The sequence below is a fragment of the Actinomadura sp. NEAU-AAG7 genome (assembly GCF_018603865.1).
GTDB lineage: Bacteria > Actinomycetota > Actinomycetes > Streptosporangiales > Streptosporangiaceae > Spirillospora > Spirillospora litoris.
Genome location: NZ_JAHFZY010000006.1, coordinates 683,068 through 700,947, shown reverse-complemented (window position 1 = coordinate 700,947; position 17,880 = coordinate 683,068). Strand labels below are relative to the sequence as shown.

General features: G+C 73.9%; 17 protein-coding genes. 7 read left to right on the top strand and 10 right to left on the bottom strand.

Annotated features, from left to right (window positions below; genetic code table 11):
* Positions 1-11: 11 nt before the first annotated feature.
* Positions 12-515 (top strand): DUF1772 domain-containing protein, encoded by a 504-nt coding sequence (locus KLI87_RS29690; protein WP_156216304.1) that lies wholly within the window; start codon positions 12-14, stop codon positions 513-515.
* Positions 516-534: 19 nt separating this feature from the next.
* On the opposite strand, the gene KLI87_RS29685 is transcribed toward KLI87_RS29690, so the two are convergent.
* The 4 genes from KLI87_RS29685 to KLI87_RS29670 form a co-directional block, all read right to left on the bottom strand.
* A complete protein-coding gene (locus KLI87_RS29685; RefSeq protein ID WP_214619583.1) occupies positions 535-1,890 on the bottom strand; it encodes a nickel/cobalt transporter in 1,356 nt (451 codons plus the stop codon).
* On the bottom strand, positions 1,887-3,212 hold the full coding sequence (locus KLI87_RS29680; RefSeq protein WP_214619581.1) for a hypothetical protein: 1,326 nt from the start codon (positions 3,210-3,212) through the stop codon (positions 1,887-1,889). The genes KLI87_RS29685 and KLI87_RS29680 overlap by 4 nt, the downstream gene beginning before the upstream one ends.
* A 70-nt stretch (positions 3,213-3,282) precedes the next feature.
* Entirely contained in the window at positions 3,283-4,788 is a 1,506-nt protein-coding gene (locus KLI87_RS29675) for a DUF4331 domain-containing protein (RefSeq protein ID WP_214619579.1), read from the bottom strand.
* A gap of 159 nt (positions 4,789-4,947) precedes the next feature.
* Entirely contained in the window at positions 4,948-5,538 is a 591-nt protein-coding gene (locus KLI87_RS29670; RefSeq protein WP_214619578.1) for an RNA polymerase sigma factor, read from the bottom strand.
* A gap of 207 nt (positions 5,539-5,745) precedes the next feature.
* Between KLI87_RS29670 and KLI87_RS29665 the strand changes: the two genes are divergently transcribed.
* Positions 5,746-6,582, top strand: a complete 837-nt coding sequence (locus KLI87_RS29665) for a metallophosphoesterase (RefSeq protein ID WP_156216308.1) — start codon at positions 5,746-5,748, stop codon at positions 6,580-6,582.
* On the top strand, positions 6,579-7,217 hold the full coding sequence (locus KLI87_RS29660; protein WP_214619577.1) for a 4'-phosphopantetheinyl transferase superfamily protein: 639 nt from the start codon (positions 6,579-6,581) through the stop codon (positions 7,215-7,217). Before KLI87_RS29665 ends, KLI87_RS29660 begins: the two co-directional genes overlap by 4 nt.
* A 10-nt stretch (positions 7,218-7,227) precedes the next feature.
* Here the strand turns inward: KLI87_RS29660 and KLI87_RS29655 are convergent, their stop codons facing one another.
* Positions 7,228-7,803, bottom strand: a complete 576-nt coding sequence (locus KLI87_RS29655; protein ID WP_214619576.1) for a TetR/AcrR family transcriptional regulator — start codon at positions 7,801-7,803, stop codon at positions 7,228-7,230.
* A gap of 842 nt (positions 7,804-8,645) precedes the next feature.
* On the opposite strand from KLI87_RS29655, the gene KLI87_RS29650 reads away from it, so the two are divergent.
* Positions 8,646-9,197, top strand: coding sequence for a hypothetical protein (locus KLI87_RS29650; protein WP_156216310.1), 552 nt, complete (start codon positions 8,646-8,648; stop codon positions 9,195-9,197).
* 55 nt (positions 9,198-9,252) lie between these two features.
* Here the strand turns inward: KLI87_RS29650 and KLI87_RS29645 are convergent, their stop codons facing one another.
* Positions 9,253-10,140 carry a helix-turn-helix transcriptional regulator gene (locus KLI87_RS29645; RefSeq protein WP_214619575.1) on the bottom strand — a complete coding sequence of 296 codons (888 nt, stop codon included), beginning with the start codon at positions 10,138-10,140 and terminating at the stop codon, positions 9,253-9,255.
* A 137-nt stretch (positions 10,141-10,277) separates the two neighbouring features.
* Here KLI87_RS29645 and KLI87_RS29640 point away from each other — a divergent pair, with 137 nt between their 5' ends.
* The gene (locus KLI87_RS29640; protein ID WP_156216312.1) at positions 10,278-11,195 is read left to right on the top strand and encodes an MBL fold metallo-hydrolase; all 918 of its coding nucleotides are present in this window, start codon (positions 10,278-10,280) and stop codon (positions 11,193-11,195) included.
* Positions 11,196-11,221: 26 nt separating this feature from the next.
* Entirely contained in the window at positions 11,222-12,661 is a 1,440-nt protein-coding gene (locus KLI87_RS29635; RefSeq protein WP_214619573.1) for a carboxylesterase/lipase family protein, read from the top strand.
* 41 nt (positions 12,662-12,702) lie between these two features.
* Here KLI87_RS29635 and KLI87_RS29630 read toward each other — a convergent pair whose 3' ends face one another.
* Positions 12,703-13,431: a hypothetical protein gene (locus KLI87_RS29630; RefSeq protein ID WP_214619571.1), complete on the bottom strand. Its 729-nt coding sequence runs from the start codon at positions 13,429-13,431 to the stop codon at positions 12,703-12,705.
* A gap of 71 nt (positions 13,432-13,502) precedes the next feature.
* Between KLI87_RS29630 and KLI87_RS29625 the strand changes: the two genes are divergently transcribed.
* Complete coding sequence (locus KLI87_RS29625) at positions 13,503-14,117, top strand: TetR/AcrR family transcriptional regulator (protein ID WP_214619569.1); 615 nt, start codon at positions 13,503-13,505, stop codon at positions 14,115-14,117.
* A gap of 79 nt (positions 14,118-14,196) precedes the next feature.
* On the opposite strand, the gene KLI87_RS29620 is transcribed toward KLI87_RS29625, so the two are convergent.
* The 3 genes from KLI87_RS29620 to KLI87_RS29610 all read right to left on the bottom strand — a co-directional run bounded on the left by KLI87_RS29620 (position 14,197) and on the right by KLI87_RS29610 (position 17,690).
* The gene (locus KLI87_RS29620) at positions 14,197-15,504 is read right to left on the bottom strand and encodes an amidohydrolase/deacetylase family metallohydrolase (RefSeq protein WP_214619567.1); all 1,308 of its coding nucleotides are present in this window, start codon (positions 15,502-15,504) and stop codon (positions 14,197-14,199) included.
* Between the two features lie 30 nt (positions 15,505-15,534).
* Positions 15,535-16,017 carry a RidA family protein gene (locus tag KLI87_RS40465; protein WP_214619565.1) on the bottom strand — a complete coding sequence of 161 codons (483 nt, stop codon included), beginning with the start codon at positions 16,015-16,017 and terminating at the stop codon, positions 15,535-15,537.
* A 77-nt stretch (positions 16,018-16,094) separates the two neighbouring features.
* The gene (locus KLI87_RS29610) at positions 16,095-17,690 is read right to left on the bottom strand and encodes an aminotransferase class V-fold PLP-dependent enzyme (protein ID WP_214619564.1); all 1,596 of its coding nucleotides are present in this window, start codon (positions 17,688-17,690) and stop codon (positions 16,095-16,097) included.
* Positions 17,691-17,880 lie beyond the last annotated feature (190 nt).

The following is a 17,880-nucleotide window of genomic DNA, read 5'->3' as shown; positions in this document are numbered from 1 at the left end:
ACGGAGCGACCATGAAATTCTCCCTCACGGCGGCCTCGGCGGCCCTGTCCATCCTGATGGCCTCCGGGATGGCCGGCGCGTTCTTCGTCTTCTCCTGCGGAGTTATGCCGGGCCTGAACGCCGCCAGGCCGTCCTCGGCGATCAACGCGATGCAGACGATCAACCAGAAGATCCAGAACCCGCTGTTCGTCGGCGCGTTCATGCTGCTGCCCGTCCTCGCGGTCGTCGCGGGGGTCCTGCTGATGTCGCTCGGGCAGAAGTCGGCGGCGATCCTGTTCTTCGCGGCCGCCGCCGTCTACGTCGTCGGCGCGCTGGTGCCGAGCTTCGCGGTGAACATCCCGATGAACAACGACCTGGACGCCGTCAGGATCCCGTCCGGGACCCGCGAGGCCGCCGAGATCTGGTCGGACTACTCCGGGCGCTGGACGGCCTGGAACACCGTCCGCGCCGTGTTCAGCTGGGCGAGCCTCCTCCTGATGGGCGCCGGGGCCTATGTCTGGGGCAAGGGCGCATGATCCGCGGGGGAGCCTGGCGTCACACCAGTGGCGCCAGGCTTCGCGCTGTCAGGCCCACCCCCAGCAGCACGACCAGCGCCGCCGTCACGACGGGCAGCAGGCGCGGCGCGAGGACCGGCAGCGGCGGCAGCCGCCGCGCCAGCAGCCGCCCCGTCCCGGTGACCAGCATCCCGACCGCCACCAGCATGAGCGCCAGCCCCGCCCCGTAGGCGAGGACGAGCAGCACCCCGAACCAGGCGTGCCCCAGCGCGTGCGCGCCGAGCAGCACGACGACGGCGGACGGGCTGGGCACCAGCCCTCCGGCGAACCCCACCAGCACCATCCCCCGCCTTCCCCCCTCATGCCCGTGGCCGTGCCCGTGGCCGTGCCCGTGCCCATGTCCGTGCCCATGTCCGTGGTGGCGCGGGCGGCGCAGGGCGCGCCGCAGGAGCGAGACACCGGCCGCCACGACGAGGACCCCGGCCCCCGCGCCGAGCCACGGCAGCAGCTGCGGCGCCCCGAGGGACGCGCCGGTCGCCGCGAGCAGGCCCAGCGCGAGGACCCCCGCGGTGTGTGTGACCGTGACCGTGAGCCCCAGGGCCAGCACGTCCCGGCGGGAGCGGCGGCCCTGCCCGGCGGCCTGCGCCGCCATGATCGTCTTGCCGTGGCCGGGCGCCAGCGCGTGCGCGGCCCCGAGGACGACGGCCGCGAGCAGCGCGAACACGGCGAAGCCCGGGGTGAGGCGGTGGCGCGCGACCAGGCCGGTGTAGGCGCGGGTGAGCGGGTCGGCGCCGCGTCCCGCGACCCCGGGCCCGGCGGCCGCGGGCGCGGACGCGGGCAGCGGCGGGCCCCCCGGCCGCACCTCGGCCGTCGCCGCGCGGCGGTCCGAGGGCGAGCCGAGAAGGTCGCGCGGGTAGCGGGTCAGCCGCGCCGTCGGCGACTCGCGCGGCACGTCCGACGAGGTCAGCGTCATGCGGTCGCCCACCGCCGTCACCTCGCGCCAGCCGGGGCGGCCCCCGTCGCCGGTGTCGCGGAACCCGAGCCTGCTGCCGCCGAACGGCGCGCTGACCGCGCACTCCAGCCGCAGCGTCCGCAGCCCCGCCTGCCCGGGCCGCGCGGACGCCGACGCCGCGCGGACCACCGCCGCGACCGGCCGCCCGTCCGCGGTGATCCGGAACGCCGCGGCCGAGCGCGCGCACTCGCTCCTGGCCCAGCCGCGCAGGTCCGTGCTCCCGTGCAGGACCTGCGCCGCCGGGATCTCCGCCAGATCCTGGACGTGGTCGATCCGCAGCTCGTGCGGCGCGACGACCAGCCCGTCGTAGCGGTTCACCGAGAAGTTGCCCAGCGGATGCCCCGCCGGCGCGGCGAGCCCGGCCGCGAGGACGAGCGCGATCACGGGGCGCCCCCGAGGGAGGCGAGCGCGGCGCGGGCGCGGGGCGCGTGCAGCGGCGAGAAGGACGGGTTGAGTCGCAGCGCCGCCCCGAGGTCGCGGCGCGCCGGCGCCCGCTGCCCGAGCGACCGCTCGATCATGCCCCGGTGGTAGAGGAACGCGGCGTTGCGGTACCCCGTCGCGGCGGCCCGCCGGGCGTAGCCGAGGGCCTCGGCGTCGCGCCCGGCGGCGTGCAGGGCCCAGCCGAGGGCGTCGGCGACGTGGACGCTGCGGCGCCGCCCCCACTCGGCCCGCGCCGCGCGCACCGCCTTCGCCGGGTCGCCGTGGTCGGCCTCGAACAGCGCCGTCTCCAGGTCGGGCGTGACCCCGTTCGCCCAGGCGAGCGCGCCCCACGCCGAGGCGGCCGCGTACTGGGGGGCGGCCTCGTCCCGGCGCCCCGCGGACTCGCGCAGCTCGCCGAGCCAGGTCAGCCGCGCGGGCAGCGGGGACCGGGCGACCAGGGCCTCCTGGTCGCGCGCCGCCCCGGCGAGGTCGCCGGTCGCCGCCCGCACCCGGGCCCGCCCGTCCAGCGCGCCGAGGTCGGTCGGGTCGGCGCGGAGCGCGGCGGCGAACTCGCGTCCGGCGGCGCGCGCGTCGCCGCCGTTCCAGGCGAGGTCGCCGAGCTGCGTCCGGACGTAGGCGATGTCGCCCCGGTCGGTCGCCGAGGCCGCCGCGAGCCGCAGCACGCGCCGCGCCTCGCCCGTCCGGCCGTGGAGTTCGCGGACGTAGGCGAGCCGGGTGAACACCGGGATGCCCGGCGCGGTCGCGTCGGCGTGCTCGGCGGCCTTCAGCGCGGCCGGGTAGCGGCCCAGCTCGACCAGCGCGTCCACCCGCACGGCCAGTGCGCGCGCCCCGTAGGGGTTGACGGCCAGGGCGCGGTCGGCCTCCGCCAGCGCCGTGGGGAAGTCGTGCCGGGCGGCGGCGAGCGCGGCGCGTCCGGCGAGGGCGGCGTCGTTGCCGTCCGGACGTAAGCGCAGCGAGCGGTCCAGGGCGTCGGACGCTTTCGGGTAGAGGGACGGGTCGGCGGTGACCCGCGCCCGCTCCACGTAGCCCAGCCCGAGCGCCGCCCAGCCGGACGCGTCGCGCGGCTGGTCGCGCAGGTGCCGCTGGAGCCGGGCGATCGAGCCGGCGAGCGTCGCGGCGGGCGCCCCGGCCGCGACCGGCCCGGCCTGGGCGCCCGCCGCGGGGGCCGGGCGCTGGATCCGGATCGCCGCGCCCGCGGTGAGGCCGGCGGCCAGCGCCGCCACCAGCCCGACCGGAAGCAGGCGCCGCGTGAGTGCGTGTGTCATGAGAGCTCCTTGGGTGCCCCGGAGGGCCCGGCCGGTGCGGGGGAGCGGCCGGGCCTTGCGATCCGGTGCGTCAGAGGACGGGGCCCCGGCGGCGCCGGAACCACAGCGTGCCGCCCCCGACCAGGAACGCCGCACCGACGCCGAGCGCGAGGACCGGGACGATCGGCGCGCCGTCGCCGCCGGTGTGCTCGGTGCCCGCGGCGGGCGCGGCGTCGAGGCCGGCGGACGCCTTGCGCACGCTCTCCTGCCGCGGCGCCTTCTGCACGGTGGACCCGGACGTCGGCAGCGCCACGTACGGGAACGCCTTGTCGAGCGGCACGTCGTTGGCGTCGACCCGGTCACCGAGATCGGTCTTGCGGCCGAGCAGCTCGCCCTCCACGACCTGGAGCGAGATGTCGACGGTGTCGTCGGTGAGCCGGCGCCCGTTCGGATACCCGGCGGCGTCCCCGTCCAGCACGCCGAGCCGCTTGGGGCTCGCCGCGGGCGGGATCGAGGTGTTGAGCCGCATCAGCTCCGCCGGACGGACGTTCGGCGGCTGGTTGAGCTTCGGCACCCCCGTGAGGAACACCTGCACGAGGTCGTTGCGCGGCGTCGGCGGCGCCGGGATGTTGTAGACGCCCTCGATCAGCCGCGCCAGCTCGGGGTTCGTGACGTACTGCGCGAACTGCGCGTCGTTCCACGGCACGGACGCGTTGAACCTGTCCTTGTCCTTCACCGGGACGACCAGCTCGTTCACCAGTGGATTGCCCAGTCGTGACACCTGCGTCCACTCGCCGGCCGCGTTCTGCCGCTGAACCGCCGAGTACACCCCGACGATGGGCTGGCCCGGTGTGACGAGCGCCTTCGTCGGGATCTGCAGTGCCACCGACTGGACGTCGTAGCCGCGCAGCGTGTCATTGCCGACCTCCTTCAGGTTCGCGCCGTACAGCAGGTCGAAGACGCGCAGGTCGAGGAAGAACGGGTCGTCGGCCTGCCCGGCGAACACGCGCGCGCCGTCCGGCAGCCCCCGGGTCGCCTGCTGGCGCAGCGTCCGGTAGTCGGGCATCGACGCCCGCCCGACGTTGGACGGCGCGACCGGCACGTCGTTCGCCAGCGTGCGCGTGTCGGTGACCTTCCCGCCCTTGCGCTGGATCAGCGTCAGGTCGTAGGTCTGGCGGAAGTTGAGGTTCGGGTCGTCCAGGCTCCGTACCGGGCCGGTGTTGTAGAGGAACGTGTTGGGGTTGCGGTAGGAGTCCCGGAAGCTGAACCGGTAGGTGAACTCGGGCAGCGAGTCGCCGTCGTTGTCGACGTTGATCTCGTACCGCGCGTCCTGGGCGAACTTGTAGAAGTTGGGCCCGCCCGCCGGTTCCTCGAACGGCAGGAAGTTCGCCACCAGCGTCGTGGTGTCGGGCCGGTCCGGGCTGACGAACGCGTAGACGTCGGTGTTGTCGTACTGCGGCTGCCCGGAGATGAGCGGCGCCTCCCGGTGGCTGGACGCCGTCGCGGCGCCGGACCCGAGGCCGGACAGGCCCCCGGCGGCGAGCGCCGCGCCCACGGTGAGCAGCGCGGCTGCCTTGAGATGATGCGGTAATGACATCGCTGAGTCCTTCTCGCGAGTCTGGCGGCCCCCTTTTCGGTGCCGCTGATAACCCTCGTTCGAACCCGTGCGCCCCTTGGATGACCGCCTGGCCACATCGGGTCATCGATCCGGCGTTCCGCCCACCGCGCGCGTCCAAGGCGCGGCGGCGCGGAATCGTCACGGGATGAGGCCCTCGCGTTCCAGCAGCCGGCCGACGCGCGCGAGGGCGCCCCGGATGCGGGACTTGGCCGTCCCCTCGGGGATGCCGAGGGCGGCGGCCACCTCCCGGTAGGTCATGCCCCGGTAGTAGGCGAGTTCGAGGACGTCGCGCATCGGCGGGGGCAGCGCGTTCACCGACCGCTTCACCCCGCTGGCCAGCTCCCCGGCGAGGACCGCCTCGTCCGGGCCGGCCGTGTCCGGCGGCTCGGGCGCCTCCTCGGGAGGCCGGCTCCGCCGCACCTCCCGCCGCACCCAGTCGACCGCGCGGCGGTGGGCGAGCGTCGCCAGCCAGCCGCGCAGCGTCCCGCGCTCGGGGTCGAACGCCAGCGGGCGCTCCCACAGCCCGGCGAACACCTCCTGCGTGACGTCGCGCGCGGCCTCGTGGTCGCCGGTCACGCGCCGCGCGAGCCCGTGCACCAGCGTCGCGTACGCGTCGTAGACCTCGCCCAGCGCGGCCTCGTCGCCCGCCGCGAGCCGGGCGCGCAGGTCCTCATCGCCCGGGGGCGCCCGGTCGGGATCGGGGTCGGATGCGGGCCCGGGCGCGTCCACCGAACCACCACCCGTCGCTGACCGGTCCGGCGTGAATTGTCTCACCCTCGCGTCGGCCGGTACATGACCTCGGGCCCGGCGGCGGGTGCCGTGAGGTGCGGCGCAGGTCCCGCGCCCGGATGGCCTTGTCCGGCCAGGGGGTCCAGACCCCGGTCCCGGCGGCCTCAGGGGCGCCGGATCCGCGCCTCCGCCGCCTACGATCATTGGATGAGCGGTCTGTACGGCATCAGCGACCTGCACGTGGGATTCCCCGACAACCGCGCGTTCGTCGAAGGGCTGCGGCCGGTTGCGGACGGCGACTGGCTGATCGTGGCCGGGGACGTCGGGGAGCGCTTCGCCGACGTCGAGTGGACGCTGCGCACCCTCGCGGGGCGCTTCGCCGAGGTGCTCTGGGTGCCCGGCAACCACGAGCTGTGGACGACCAGGGACGACCCGGTGGCGCTGCGCGGCGAGGCCCGCTACCGGCGGCTCGTCGAGATGTGCCGCGGGCTCGGCGTGCACACCCCCGAGGACCCGTATCCGGTGTGGGAGGGCGAGGGCGGCCCGCTGACGATCGCGCCGCTGTTCGTCCTGTACGACTACACGTTCCGGCCGGACGGCGCGGACACCAAGGAGGAGGCGCTGAAGCTCGCGCACGAGGCGGGCATCGTGTGCACCGACGAGGTCTACCTGCACCCCGACCCCTACCCCACGCGCGACGCCTGGTGCGACGCGCGGATCGCCTACAGCGAGCGCCGCCTGGCGGAGCTGCCGCCGGGCACCCGGACGGTCCTCGTCAACCACTGGCCGCTGATCCGCGAGCCCACCCGCGTCCTGTGGTACCCCGAGTTCGCCCAGTGGTGCGGCAGCGAGCGCACCGCCGACTGGCACGTCCGCTTCGGCGCGGTCTCCGTCGTGTACGGCCACCTGCACATCCCCCGGACGATCTGGAGCGAGGGCGTCCCCCACGTGGAGGTGTCCGTCGGCTACCCGCGCGAGTGGCGCAAGCGCGGGGAGGCGCCGCAGGGGCTGCGGCCCGTCCTGCTGGAGGAGGAGGGCTCGTGATCGAGCGGATCGTGCCGCCGGGCGTCGCCACGTCCACCGCCTACCACGACCCGCCCGGCGCCGTGCTGTTCCCCGAGGAGGAGCCCGAGGTGGCGCGGGCCGTCGACAAGCGCCGCCGCGAGTTCACCACGGTCCGCTGGTGCGCCCGCCGGGCGCTCGGCGACCTCGGGTTCGCGCCCGTTCCGATCCCCCGAGGGGAGAGGGGCGCGCCCCGCTGGCCGGACGGCGTCGTCGGCAGCATGACGCACTGCGACGGCTACCGCGCCGCCGCCGTCGCCCGCGCGGGCGACGTCCGCGCACTCGGCATCGACGCCGAGCCGCACGGTCCGCTGCCCGAGGGCGTGCTCGACGCGATCGCCCGCGAGGAGGAGGTCCCGCTGCTGGAGGAGCTGCGCCGCGCGTCCCCGGACGTCCACTGGGACCGGCTGCTGTTCTGCGCCAAGGAGGCCGTCTACAAGGCGTGGTTCCCGGTGGCGCGCCGCTGGCTGGGCTTCGAGGACGCCAGCCTCGTGCTCGCCCCGGACGGGACGTTCACCGCCGCGATCCTCGCCCCGGACCCGCCCTTCGACGGGTTCACCGGCCGCTGGGCCACTGCGGACGGCCTGGTCGCCGCCGCGATCACCGTCCCGAGGTGAGGCCCCGGGCTCAGTCCTGCCGGATGCCCGAGGCGGCGAGGGTGAGCAGGCGGTCGGCGCTGCCGGGGTCCTCCTCGGTGGCCATCGCGATCGCGTTGGCCAGCGTCAGGACGTCGCCGAACTCGGTGCCCACCGGGATCGCCCCCGCCTTCTGCGCGCGGGCGAACAGCTCCTCGGCCTCGGCCCGCATCGCCTGGCACGCCTTCGACGGCACCGACCGCTCGTCGCGCAGCGTGACCAGGACGGCGGCCGCCATGCCGCGGAACCCGGTCACCCGCGCGATGAACGCGCGCAGCCAGGTCATGAACGCCTCGGCCGGCTCGGGCGCGGACTGGAGGGCGCGGGCCTGCGCGGCGAGACCGTCGTAGACGTCGGCGGTCAGGGCCTCCAGCAGGTCCCGGCGGGTGGGGAAGTGGCGGTAGAGCGTGCCGATCCCGACGCCGGCCAGCCGCGCGATGCCCTCCAGTGAGGCGTCGGCCCCGTCGCGCGGGAAGGTCTCCCGCGCCGCGGCGAGGAGCCGCGCGCGGTTGCGGCGCACGTCGGCGCGCTCGGGCCGGCCTGCGGCGGAGGTGTGGTCGCTGGTCACGGGACCTTCCTGGCGCGGGAATTTTGGAACGGTCCCCAGATACTAGCCGGGATGCTCCGGACGCCGCCGCGTCGCCGCACGCGAAGGCCCCACCGAACCCCGCGGGCCGGGCCCGGGAGGGCTCGGCCCCAGGGGCGGTGAGGGCGGCGCGGGCGGGAGCCGCTGCGCCAGGACCGGCCCCGGTCGGGCGGGCAGCCGCGAAGCCGTGCCACCACGACGGGACGTCATTTCCCTTATATGAGATTTCTTCGCCTGCCCGCGTTCGCAAAGGGGACCTGCCCCGGCTCTCTTTGTTGAAGATCGCTCTTTATGATCTGCGGCTGGCCGGTGCCGGTCAACGGATGAGGAGCCGCGATCCACGACCGATCTTGTTTCGCGGCAATACTGGACCCGTGGGGAGTCGTCCTGGTTCTCGAATGCGCTTTCCGAGGTTGGTGCTCGCCTTCTTCCTCTTTGCCGCGGGCACCTTTATCCTTGGATCTTTCTGGGACCGCCGTCAGGCGGCTCCCAAAGCCGCGCCGAGCACCGTCGTCGTGCACCGATACGGGCCTATTGGTTCACAGGAATCCTTGACCGCGCCCGGGCAGGTGCGCCAGCCTGCGGGTCCTGGTCCGCCGGATGGCCCCGGACCCAGCGCACCCGCCTCGTCCGCGCCCACCGAGCCCGTGCCCTCCAAGGAACCGGGGGACTCCGGGAAAACAGGGAGCTCGGGGGAAACGGGGGGCTCGGGACTTCCGCGCACAGGGCCCCGCGGTGACTCGACACCTCCTCGGCCGAGACCGACGAAAGGCCGCAAGCGGTTCGACCCTGCCGTCACCGTTCTCCTCGATGAGGACCAGACCGTGGCGGTGCCGTCGTTGGTGCGCGCCTACCTGTGCCTCTCCTCCGGCTCCAGGTGCCCGCCCGCTTGGGCCGGGCCGACCGGCTACCCCGGGTCGAGCGCGGCACCCCGACGGGCCGGGGAGGTCCCCCTGGGAAGAAGAACGAAGGCCGAACTCACCGCCGACAGCCCCACGCTCGTCGTCAAGGCCCACGGATCGAGCATCGAGTCCACCGAAGACGAGAACTCCTACGCCGAATGGTATTGGACCGTGACGCCCCACCAGAAGGGGCGGTATCTGATGGTATTGACGATGACGCCGCTGGGCGGCGGGTCCGACGAGCCGGTGGCGGCGAGTAGGAAGTTCCTCTTCCCGGTCGTCGTCACCGAGAAGTCGGCCCCCGCGTCCCGGCGGATCTCCATGGCAGGTCGCACGATAAAGAGCGAGCTCGTCTGGGCCAGTGCGTTGGCGGGCACCTGCGCCACGCTGTTCGTGGCCGTTCTTGAGGGAAGGCGGAACACTCGGGATGCCCGTTCGGGCCCGGGTCCGGAAAGAGACGAAGTCGAGCCGTAGTCCGTCACCTGGACGGCCCGCATGGCCTCCCGTCGAGCAGAAGCGCGGCGGGGTCCTATCGAACCGCGTCTTCGAGGCTCAGGCCGGTCGAATGGTCGTGGAAGTCCCGGAGCGGCACGAGCGCCTCCTCGGACGGCGATCCGGCGGGGGTCGTGCACACGATCAGCACCTGGTCCGGCGAGCGGGCGATCGACAGTGTCTGCTGCGTCAGCGTCACCGGGCCGACGACGGGATGGCGCAGTTCGTAGGACGCGGCGTCGCAGGGGCCCACGCGGTGGTCGCTCCAGAGCGCGCCGAACTCGGGGCTCTTCATCGTCAGTTCGCCGATCAGTTCCGCGAGCAGCGGGTCCTGCGGGTGTCTGCCCGCGGTGATCCGCAGGTTGCCGACCACCGCGCGAGCCTTGCGCTCCCAGTCGGCGTACAGCGCCCGGCAGTGCGGGTCCAGGAACAGCATCCGGCTCATGTTCGGCCGCCCCGCCGGGCCGTCCGGGCCGCGGAAGTCCAGGTGGCCGGCGAGGAGCGCGTGGCCGAGGGTGTTCCACGCCAGCACGTCCGTGCGCCGCCCGAGCACCAGCGCGGGGACGCCGTCCACGGCCCGCAGGAGGTCCCGGGTCTCGTCGGCGAGCCTCTCGGGACGCGGACGGCGCGCACGGGGGGAGTGGCGGGAGGTCTCCGCGAGCCGGTTGAGATGGTCGCGTTCGTGGTCGTCGAGCATCAGGGCGCGGGCGATCGCGTCGAGCACCTCGGCCGAGGCCCCTCGCGACAGCCCCTGCTCCAGCCGCGTGTAGTACGAGACGCTGACGCCCGCCAGCTGGGCCAGTTCCTCGCGCCGGAGACCGGCCACCCGCCTGCGGGGGCCGAGGTCGCGCAGGCCGACGTCCGCCGGTCGCAGCAGGGCCCGTCGTGCCTGCAGGAAGTCGCCGAGGGGGCCGGGTCCGTCCATGCCCCCAGTATCCGGCGCACGGTCCGGTCCCAGCCACACCCTGCGAGGGGTACGACAACGCGGGAGTGGTGCGTGCGGGTCCGCGCGTCCAGGGTCGGTCCCATTCAGTCACCTGCCCCGAACCGAGGACGGACCGCATGGACCAGGACCCCGAGCAGATCACTCTGGGCGGCGTCGGCGTCACCCGCGTCAAGGAGTTCTACGGCTCGGTCGAGATGACCCCCGGCCAGTTCTTCCCGGGCAGCCCCGGCGGCTCGTGGGAGGAGCACCGCGGCTGGCTGGCGCCCGATTTCTGGAACCCGGAGACGGACGAGTGCCGTTCGGCGATCCAGACCTGGCTGCTGCGCAGCGAGGGGCGCACGATCCTCGTCGACACCGGGGTGGGCAACCACAAGGACCGGCCCTACGCGCCGGTGTGGAGCCGCCGGGACACGGCCTACCTTGACAACCTCGCCGCGGCCGGGGTGCGGCCCGAGGACGTCGACATCGTGGTCAACACGCATCTGCACATCGACCACGTCGGCTGGAACACCCGGCTCGACGGCCGCGACTGGGTGCCGACCTTCCCGAACGCGACCTACCTGATGACGCGGCGGGACTTCGAGTTCTGGGACCCGGCCAACGGCAACGGGTCCGTGCTCGGACGCGGGAACCAGAACGTGTTCGAGGACAGCGTCGCGCCCGTCCATCGCGCGGGGCTGGCGCACCTGTGGGAGGGGTCGTACCGGATCGACGCGAACCTGCGGCTCGAACCCGCTCCCGGGCACACCCCCGGCTCGTCCGTGCTCGCCCTGGAGTCCGGCGGCGACCGGGCCCTGTTCGTCGGCGACCTCGTGCACACCGCGCTGCAGATCGTGGAGCCGGAGACCAACTCGTGCTTCTGCGAGGACCCGGCCGAGTCGCGGAGCACCCGGCACAGGCTGCTCGGCCGTGCCGCCGAGGACAACGCGCTCGTCTTCCCCGCGCACCTCGCGGGCCGGGGCGCCGTGGAGGTCGAGCGCGACGGCTCGAAGTTCGCGATCAAGCAGTGGGCGGCCTTCTCCCGCATGTCCTGAGATTTCCGGAAAGGACGCGTTTTCCCATGACCCAGTACGCAGACCCGGTCGTCGAGACCCCGGCGGGCGCCGTGCGCGGCGTCCGCGACGACTCCGGCGAGCTCTACCGTGCCATCCCCTACGCGGCGGCACCGGTCGGCGCCGGCCGGTTCACCGCGCCCGCGCCGCACCCGGGCTGGTCCGGCGTCCGCGACGGCAGGCGGCCCTCGCCCACGGCCCCCCAGCCGGTCCGCGACTTCGGCGGGCTCGACATGGCCCCCTACTTCGGGCCGGGCTGGGTCCGGGGCGAGGAGTACCTGACCGTCGACGTCCGCACCCCGGCCGCCGACCACGGCAGGCGGCCCGTCATGGTCTTCGTGCACGGCGGCGGATTCGTCACCGGCTCGACCCGCGCCGCGCTCTACGACGGCGGCGCGTTCGCCCGCGACGGCATCGTGCTGGTGAGGGTGAACTACCGCCTCGGCGTCCCCGGCTTCCTCGACCTGGAGGGCGCCCCGGCCAACCGCGGGCTGCTCGACGTGGTCGCCGCGCTCGGCTGGGTCCGCGCCGGCATCGCGGCGTTCGGGGGAGACCCGGGCAACGTCACGGTCTTCGGCCAGTCCGCGGGCGCCACGCTCGTCGGAGCGCTGCTCGCGACGCCGGAGGCCGCGGGCCTGTTCCGGCGGGCGATCGTGCAGAGCGGCAGCGGCACCGGCGCCTTCACCCCGGAGCAGGCGCGGCGGGTCACCGCGGCGGCGGCCGCCGCGCTGGGCGTCGCACCGGCCGCCGACGCCTTCGCCGCGATCCCGGACGAGCGCTTCCTGGGGATCCTGCCCGCGCTGGCCGGGCTCGACCTGCGCACCGGCACCGCCACCGACCCGCTGGCCGGGCTCAGCCCGTTCGGCCTCGTCCTCGCCGTCCAGCCCGCCGACGGCCTCGCGGACGGCCCCGGCCGCGACGCCGACCTGCTGATCGGCACCAACACCGAGGAGGGGCGCCTCTACCTCGTCCCGCGAGGCGACCTGGAGTCGTCCACGAACGCGGACGTGCGCGCCCTCGCCGCCAGGGTGTACGCGGACCCGGGCGCCGCGATCGCCGAGCACCGCGCGGCACTGCCGGACGCGACGCCGGGCGAGCTGCGCTCCGCGGTGCTCGGGGACGCCCTGTTCGGCGCAGGTACGGCCCGCATGGCGCAAGCCCACGCGCGTGTCTCGCGCGGCAGCACACACGTCTACTCGTTCGCGTATCGCTCGACGGCTCTGGACGGACGGCTCGGCGCCGCCCACACCGTCGAGTTGCCGTTCGTCTTCGGCGTCGCCGAGGAGCCGTGGCTGCACGGTGACGCGGGACTGCTCGGCCCCGACCCCGCCCCGGGCGGCCTCGCGGCCCGGACGCACGCCGCCTGGGTCGCGTTCGCCCGGACCGGTGATCCGGGCTGGGCCGTCCACGACCCGCGGCGACCCGTGGCGGAGGTCCTCGGATCCTGAGGGCGCGGCCGTGTCGGCCCGGCCCGACGGCTGCGGCCCGGTCAGGGGCGTCCCGCGCGGGGCCGCCCGCGCGTGATGATCAGGTGGCCGATCGTCGCCGTCCCGGCGACCAGCAGGCCGAGTCCGGCGGGGAGGAGGAACCCGAAGCGCAGGCCGATCGAGGCGTCGGCCTCCACCCCCGGTCGGCCGTCGCGGCGCAGGAGGACGACCGACCATGCGCCATGGGTCTTGTTCCAGTTCAGCGTTCGGGTCCCCCGGCCCGTCGACGTGGCGACCCAGAACGGCTGGGCGGCCGGGTCGGGTGCCGTGGCGGCGCCCGGGCTCCGGCGGAAGTCGGCCTTGAACGGGTCCAGGCGCGCGGAGGCGAACTCGTCGTGCGCCACGTTCCGGAGGTACTTCTCGACCTCGGCCTTGGGGCCGATGCCGACGAACAGGGGAACGCCCGGGTCCTGCGGCCGCACCACGATCCGTACCCGGGCCAGCTCGCCGACGTCGGGGTCGGGGTCGGCCGGTCGAGCGCCGTCCGAGCCCACGTCGATCTCGTCGGTCTTCAGCGCGGCCGTGTCGGTGGCGAAGTGGTATTCGGGGGTGCCGAAATAGCCGCCCGAGCGCGCCTGGAGGCCCGCGGCCGCCAGTGAGGCCGATCCGGCGAGCAGGAGAACGCCTCCGACGCCCATGGCGGCGACCCGCCGTGCCCGGCGGCCTCGCCGCGGAGGGCGGGTCGGGCGGTCCGCCGAGGCGGGCGCGGCATGGGCCAGGTGGGTGGTCATGGCGTCTCCCAGGGTTGTAGTACGAGCGTGCTACTACCTTGACGATAGCACGACTGTGCTAAAAAGAACCCATGCCGAAGATGGTGGATCCGGTGGAACGGCGGCGCGAGGTCGCGGAGGCGGTGTGGCGGGTCGTCCGGCGGGACGGGCTCGACCGCGCGTCGGTGCGCGAGGTCGCCCGCGAGGCCGGCCTCTCGATGGGCTCGCTGCGGCACTACTTCGCCGCGCAGTCCGAGCTGCTGGACTTCACGCTGCGGACGATCATCGAGCGGATCGACCGGCGGATCGCGGCGCTGCCCGAGGAGGCCGATCCGCGCCTGCGGGCGGAGCGGGTCCTGGCCGAACTCCTGCCGATGGACGCCGAGCGCGCCGCCGAGAACCAGGTCTGGCTGGCCTTCACCGCCCGCGCGCTGGTGGACCCCGGGCTTCGCGCCGTCCGGGAGCAGGCTCATGACCGCCTGCGCGACGGCTGCCGCGAACTCGTGCGCAGGCTCCTCCCCGACGAGTCGGACCACGGCCTCGAACGCGAGACCGACCGGTTGCACGCCCTGGTCGACGGGCTGGCCGTGCACGCGGCCACGCGTCCCGACGTGTACACCCCGCACCGCATGCGGTCCGCCCTCGCGCTGCACCTCGACGAACTGGAGCGCGCGCCCCGGGGTCGCGGAACGGCGGGGTCAGGTTGAGCCCTGCCGGTGGTCACGTACGGGCGAGGGGCGGGGCCCCGGGCTCTGCGCCCGGCACCCCGCCCCTCGCCCGCTCAGGTCAGTGCCCGTCCTCCGGGCCCGGCAGCCGGCCCGGGTCCGGCGTCCACTTCTGGGCGGCCTGGCCGTTCAGGTCCCAGACGACCTTCCCGGCGCGGACCGTCAGCTCTGTGGACAGCTTCCGCCTGCCGTCGATCCGGTAGCCGAAGCTGTCCACGAACCCGAACCTGCCCTTCTCCAGCGTGAACACCGCGAGGTCGGCCGGCGCGCCCACCGAGAGGTTGCCCAGGTCGGGACGCTTGATCGCCTTCGCGGGCGCCCAGGTCGAGGCGTTGACGACGTCCTTCAGCGGCAGGCCCACCGCCAGGAACTTCGACATGACGTTGGACTCGTCCTTCATGCCGCCGTTCATGCTGGTGATGTGCAGGTCGGTGGAGATCGTGTCGGGGGTGAAGCCCTCCTTCAGCGCCGGGACGGCGACGTCCCACGCGAAGCTGCCGCCGCCGTGGCCCACGTCGAACAGCACGCCGCGCTCGCGGCCCTTCTTCATGCCCGGGTTGAGCCTGCCGTCCGGGCCCAGCTCGCCGCGGAGCCCGGAGTAGGCGTGCGAGTAGATGTCGCCGGGGCGGAGCTTCTCGGTGAGCAGCGTCTTCAGCGGACGCTCCGGGCGGTTGGCGCCGAAGTCGACCATCACCGGGATGTTCGCCTCGGTGCCCGCCTTGACCGAGTTCTCGACCGGCGTCCACTCCGGCCCCTCGTAGTGCGCCGTCTTGATGCCGACGATCGTCTCCGGGTGTTCCTTGGCCTTCGCCGCGGCCAGACCCGGGTCCATGTCCTTGAGGTTCTGCTCGTACTTCGCGCCGCCCATGCCCTCGCCGACGATGTTGATGAAGGCGAGGACGCGGGTCTGGGAGCGGTCGATGACGTTCTTCTTGAACAGGTCGAAGCTCTTCGCGCCCGACGAGCCCGCGTCCACCGCGGTGGTGACGCCGGAGCGGAAGGTGAAGCCGTCGGGGGCCAGGCCCGCCCAGCCGTTCCGGTACTCGCTCTCCGGGCCGGCGAACATGTGGGCGTGCATGTCGATGAGGCCCGGGGTGACGTACTCCCCGGACGCGTCGACGGTCTTCTTCGCGGCCGCGGTGTCGATCCGCTTCGCGACCTTGGCGATCTTCCCGTCCTTGATGGCGACGTCGCGGGTGGCGTCGACGTTGTTCTTCGGGTCGATGACATGGCCGCGCTGGATGACCAGGTCATAGGCTTCGGCGGCGGACGGCGCACCGCCCGGGGCCAGGGCGCCGAGGGCGGCGCCGAGGGTCAGGGTGACGGTGGCCGGGATGATCCGCCGGCGGAATCGGTCTCTCGCGTGCATCCGGACTCCAATCTCAGCTGAGGGCGGCACTCATCTGACGGCGATGCAGTCGATCTCCACGAGCGAGTCGCCGGGGATGCCCCCGGCGGCGGCGATCGTGGTGCGCACGCCGGGCGCGCGGCCCCAGCGTCCCAGGAAGACCTCGTTCATGCCCGCGTAGTCGTCCAGCGAGTTGAGGTAGACGTTGACCTTCAGCACCTTCTCCATGGAGGAGCCGACGGACTCCAGGTAGCGCTTGACCTCGTTGAGCACGTGGTTGGTGTGCGCGCGGATGTCGCCCTCGAAGTGCGCGCCGATGCCGGAGATGTAGACCATGTCGCCGTAGGTGACGATCGGGCTGAACAGCGGGTTCTTCGGCGGCTGCTGGCCGCCCGGGTAGTGGACCTCCTTGCGGGGCCGGTGCCCGCGTCCGGTGTCGGCGGACGCGGGGTCGGCGCCCGCCACGACCGGTACCGCGGCGACGGCCGCCACTGCCGGGGCCTTGCGGATGAAGTCCCGTCGGTTCGAGGACACGGTTCCTCCAGGGGGTGCGGGTGAGACAGGGTTCGGTGCGTTGACGTGCGGGGGACGGGGCGCCGGGGGCGCCGCCGTCAGGACTTGCGGGTGGCGGTCCAGGACGCCTTCAGGTATTCGCCCATGTCGAGTTCGCCGCTGATGCCGTTGCCCCTGAGCCTGCCCTTGAAGGCGAAGTCGAGGGCGTCCCCGTGCTCCTCGCCGTAGTGGCTGCGCACGGTCACCTCGTCGCCGCTGACGGTGCCGGTCACCGGCCGGCTCACGAACTCGCCGGTGTGGGTGCCGGTGATCTTCGCGCCGTCCTGGGTCAGCTTCAGCTCGTGCGCGGTGGACCTGCTGGCCGTGAACCTGATGTCCAGCGCCCAGGTGCCGCTCGCGTTGACGGTGGGCGGCTTGGGCGGCTCGGGCGCGGGCGGCGGGTCGCGGAGCAGCTTGACGAGCTCGGTGGCGATCGTCTTCGCGTCACCGCGCTCCAGCATGTACGGGGTGATGGACACGCCGGACTGGGCAGGGTCGCTGCCGCCCGCGGCGTTGATGGCGATGCGCGGCTCACCGTTCCACAGGGCGTCCACGATCGTCTGGCCCTTGACGCCGAGTTTCTCGGCGTTCCACAGGATGGTGAGGCTCGGGGTCCGGTTGGAGAGCCCCTCCGGCTGGACGATCTTGGTGGTCAGGCCGCGGACCACCGAGACCCGGCGGGCGATGTCCCTCAGCCACGAGGTCCAGGTCGCGTACTCCGCCTTGTGGTCGCGCTGCACCCACATCTCCACGGCGGCGAGCATCCCCATCGCCTCTTCCTTGCCCACCTTGAACCCGCGGGCCCAGCCGTGGTGGGGCGCGCTGTGCATCCAGGCGGCCTTCACCAGGTCCTTGCGGCCGAGCAGGAGCCCGGCGGACTGCGGTCCGCGCAGGCACTTGCCGCCGCTGTAGGCGACGAGGTCGGCGCCCCGCGCCAGGTGGACGTTCGGGATGGTGAGGATCTCCGCCGCCGCGTCGACCAGCACCGGCACGCCCGCGGCGTGGGCGAGCTCGGCGATCGTCTCGGTGTTGAGCTCGTGCTTGTCGACGCGGGGCATCGCGAAGACGTAGACGAGCGCGGTCTGGGGACCGAGCGCCGCCTTGAGCTCCGCGCGGGTGTCCACCTCGACGATCTTGAGTCCGGTGGCGCTGACGGCCGCCTCGTACACGTTCCGGGAGTGCTTCGGGATGATCGCTTCGGTCTTCTTGAAACCGGTCAGGTCCGGCAGCCGCACGTGGAGGTCGGGGTTGCCGCCCGCCACGCACGCCGCGCTCGCGTGCCCCAGCGCCGCCGAGGCGCCGGAGCTGACCATCCCGAACTCGGCCTTGGTCAGCTCCGCGAGCCGCTTGCCGATGGCGTCCGCGAGCTCGTCCAGCTGGACGTACTTGCGCGACGCCCTGTCGATCGCGTCGCGCACCTGGGGCAGCATCAGCGATCCGCTGAGGACGGTGTAGGTGCCGCGGCCGTTGATCAGCGGGCGCACGCCGATCGCCTCGTAGCCGGTCTTCGGGCCCTTCCCGAGGGCGGGTGCGGCCAGGCCGGCGTCCGCGGCCGCCACCGCCTCGCCGCCCAGCAGCGGTCCCAGAGTGAGCGCGCCGCCGACGGCCGCGCCGCGCCCGAGCATCGTCCGCCGTGATATTCCTTCAGTTCGCATCCGGCCACCTCAGGCGACTCGTGGTTCGTGGTGCGTCACACGGTAAAGCGGGCGGGGGCGGGCGTTAAGCTCGCCGTTCGCATGGAAGTATTCGTTATTCGGATGGCGGCCGCCCGCCCGACACCTGGCGTGCCGGGGGAAACGCGGGCAGTTCCCGTGAACGGCGATCGCCGGCGTGGCAGCCGTCAAG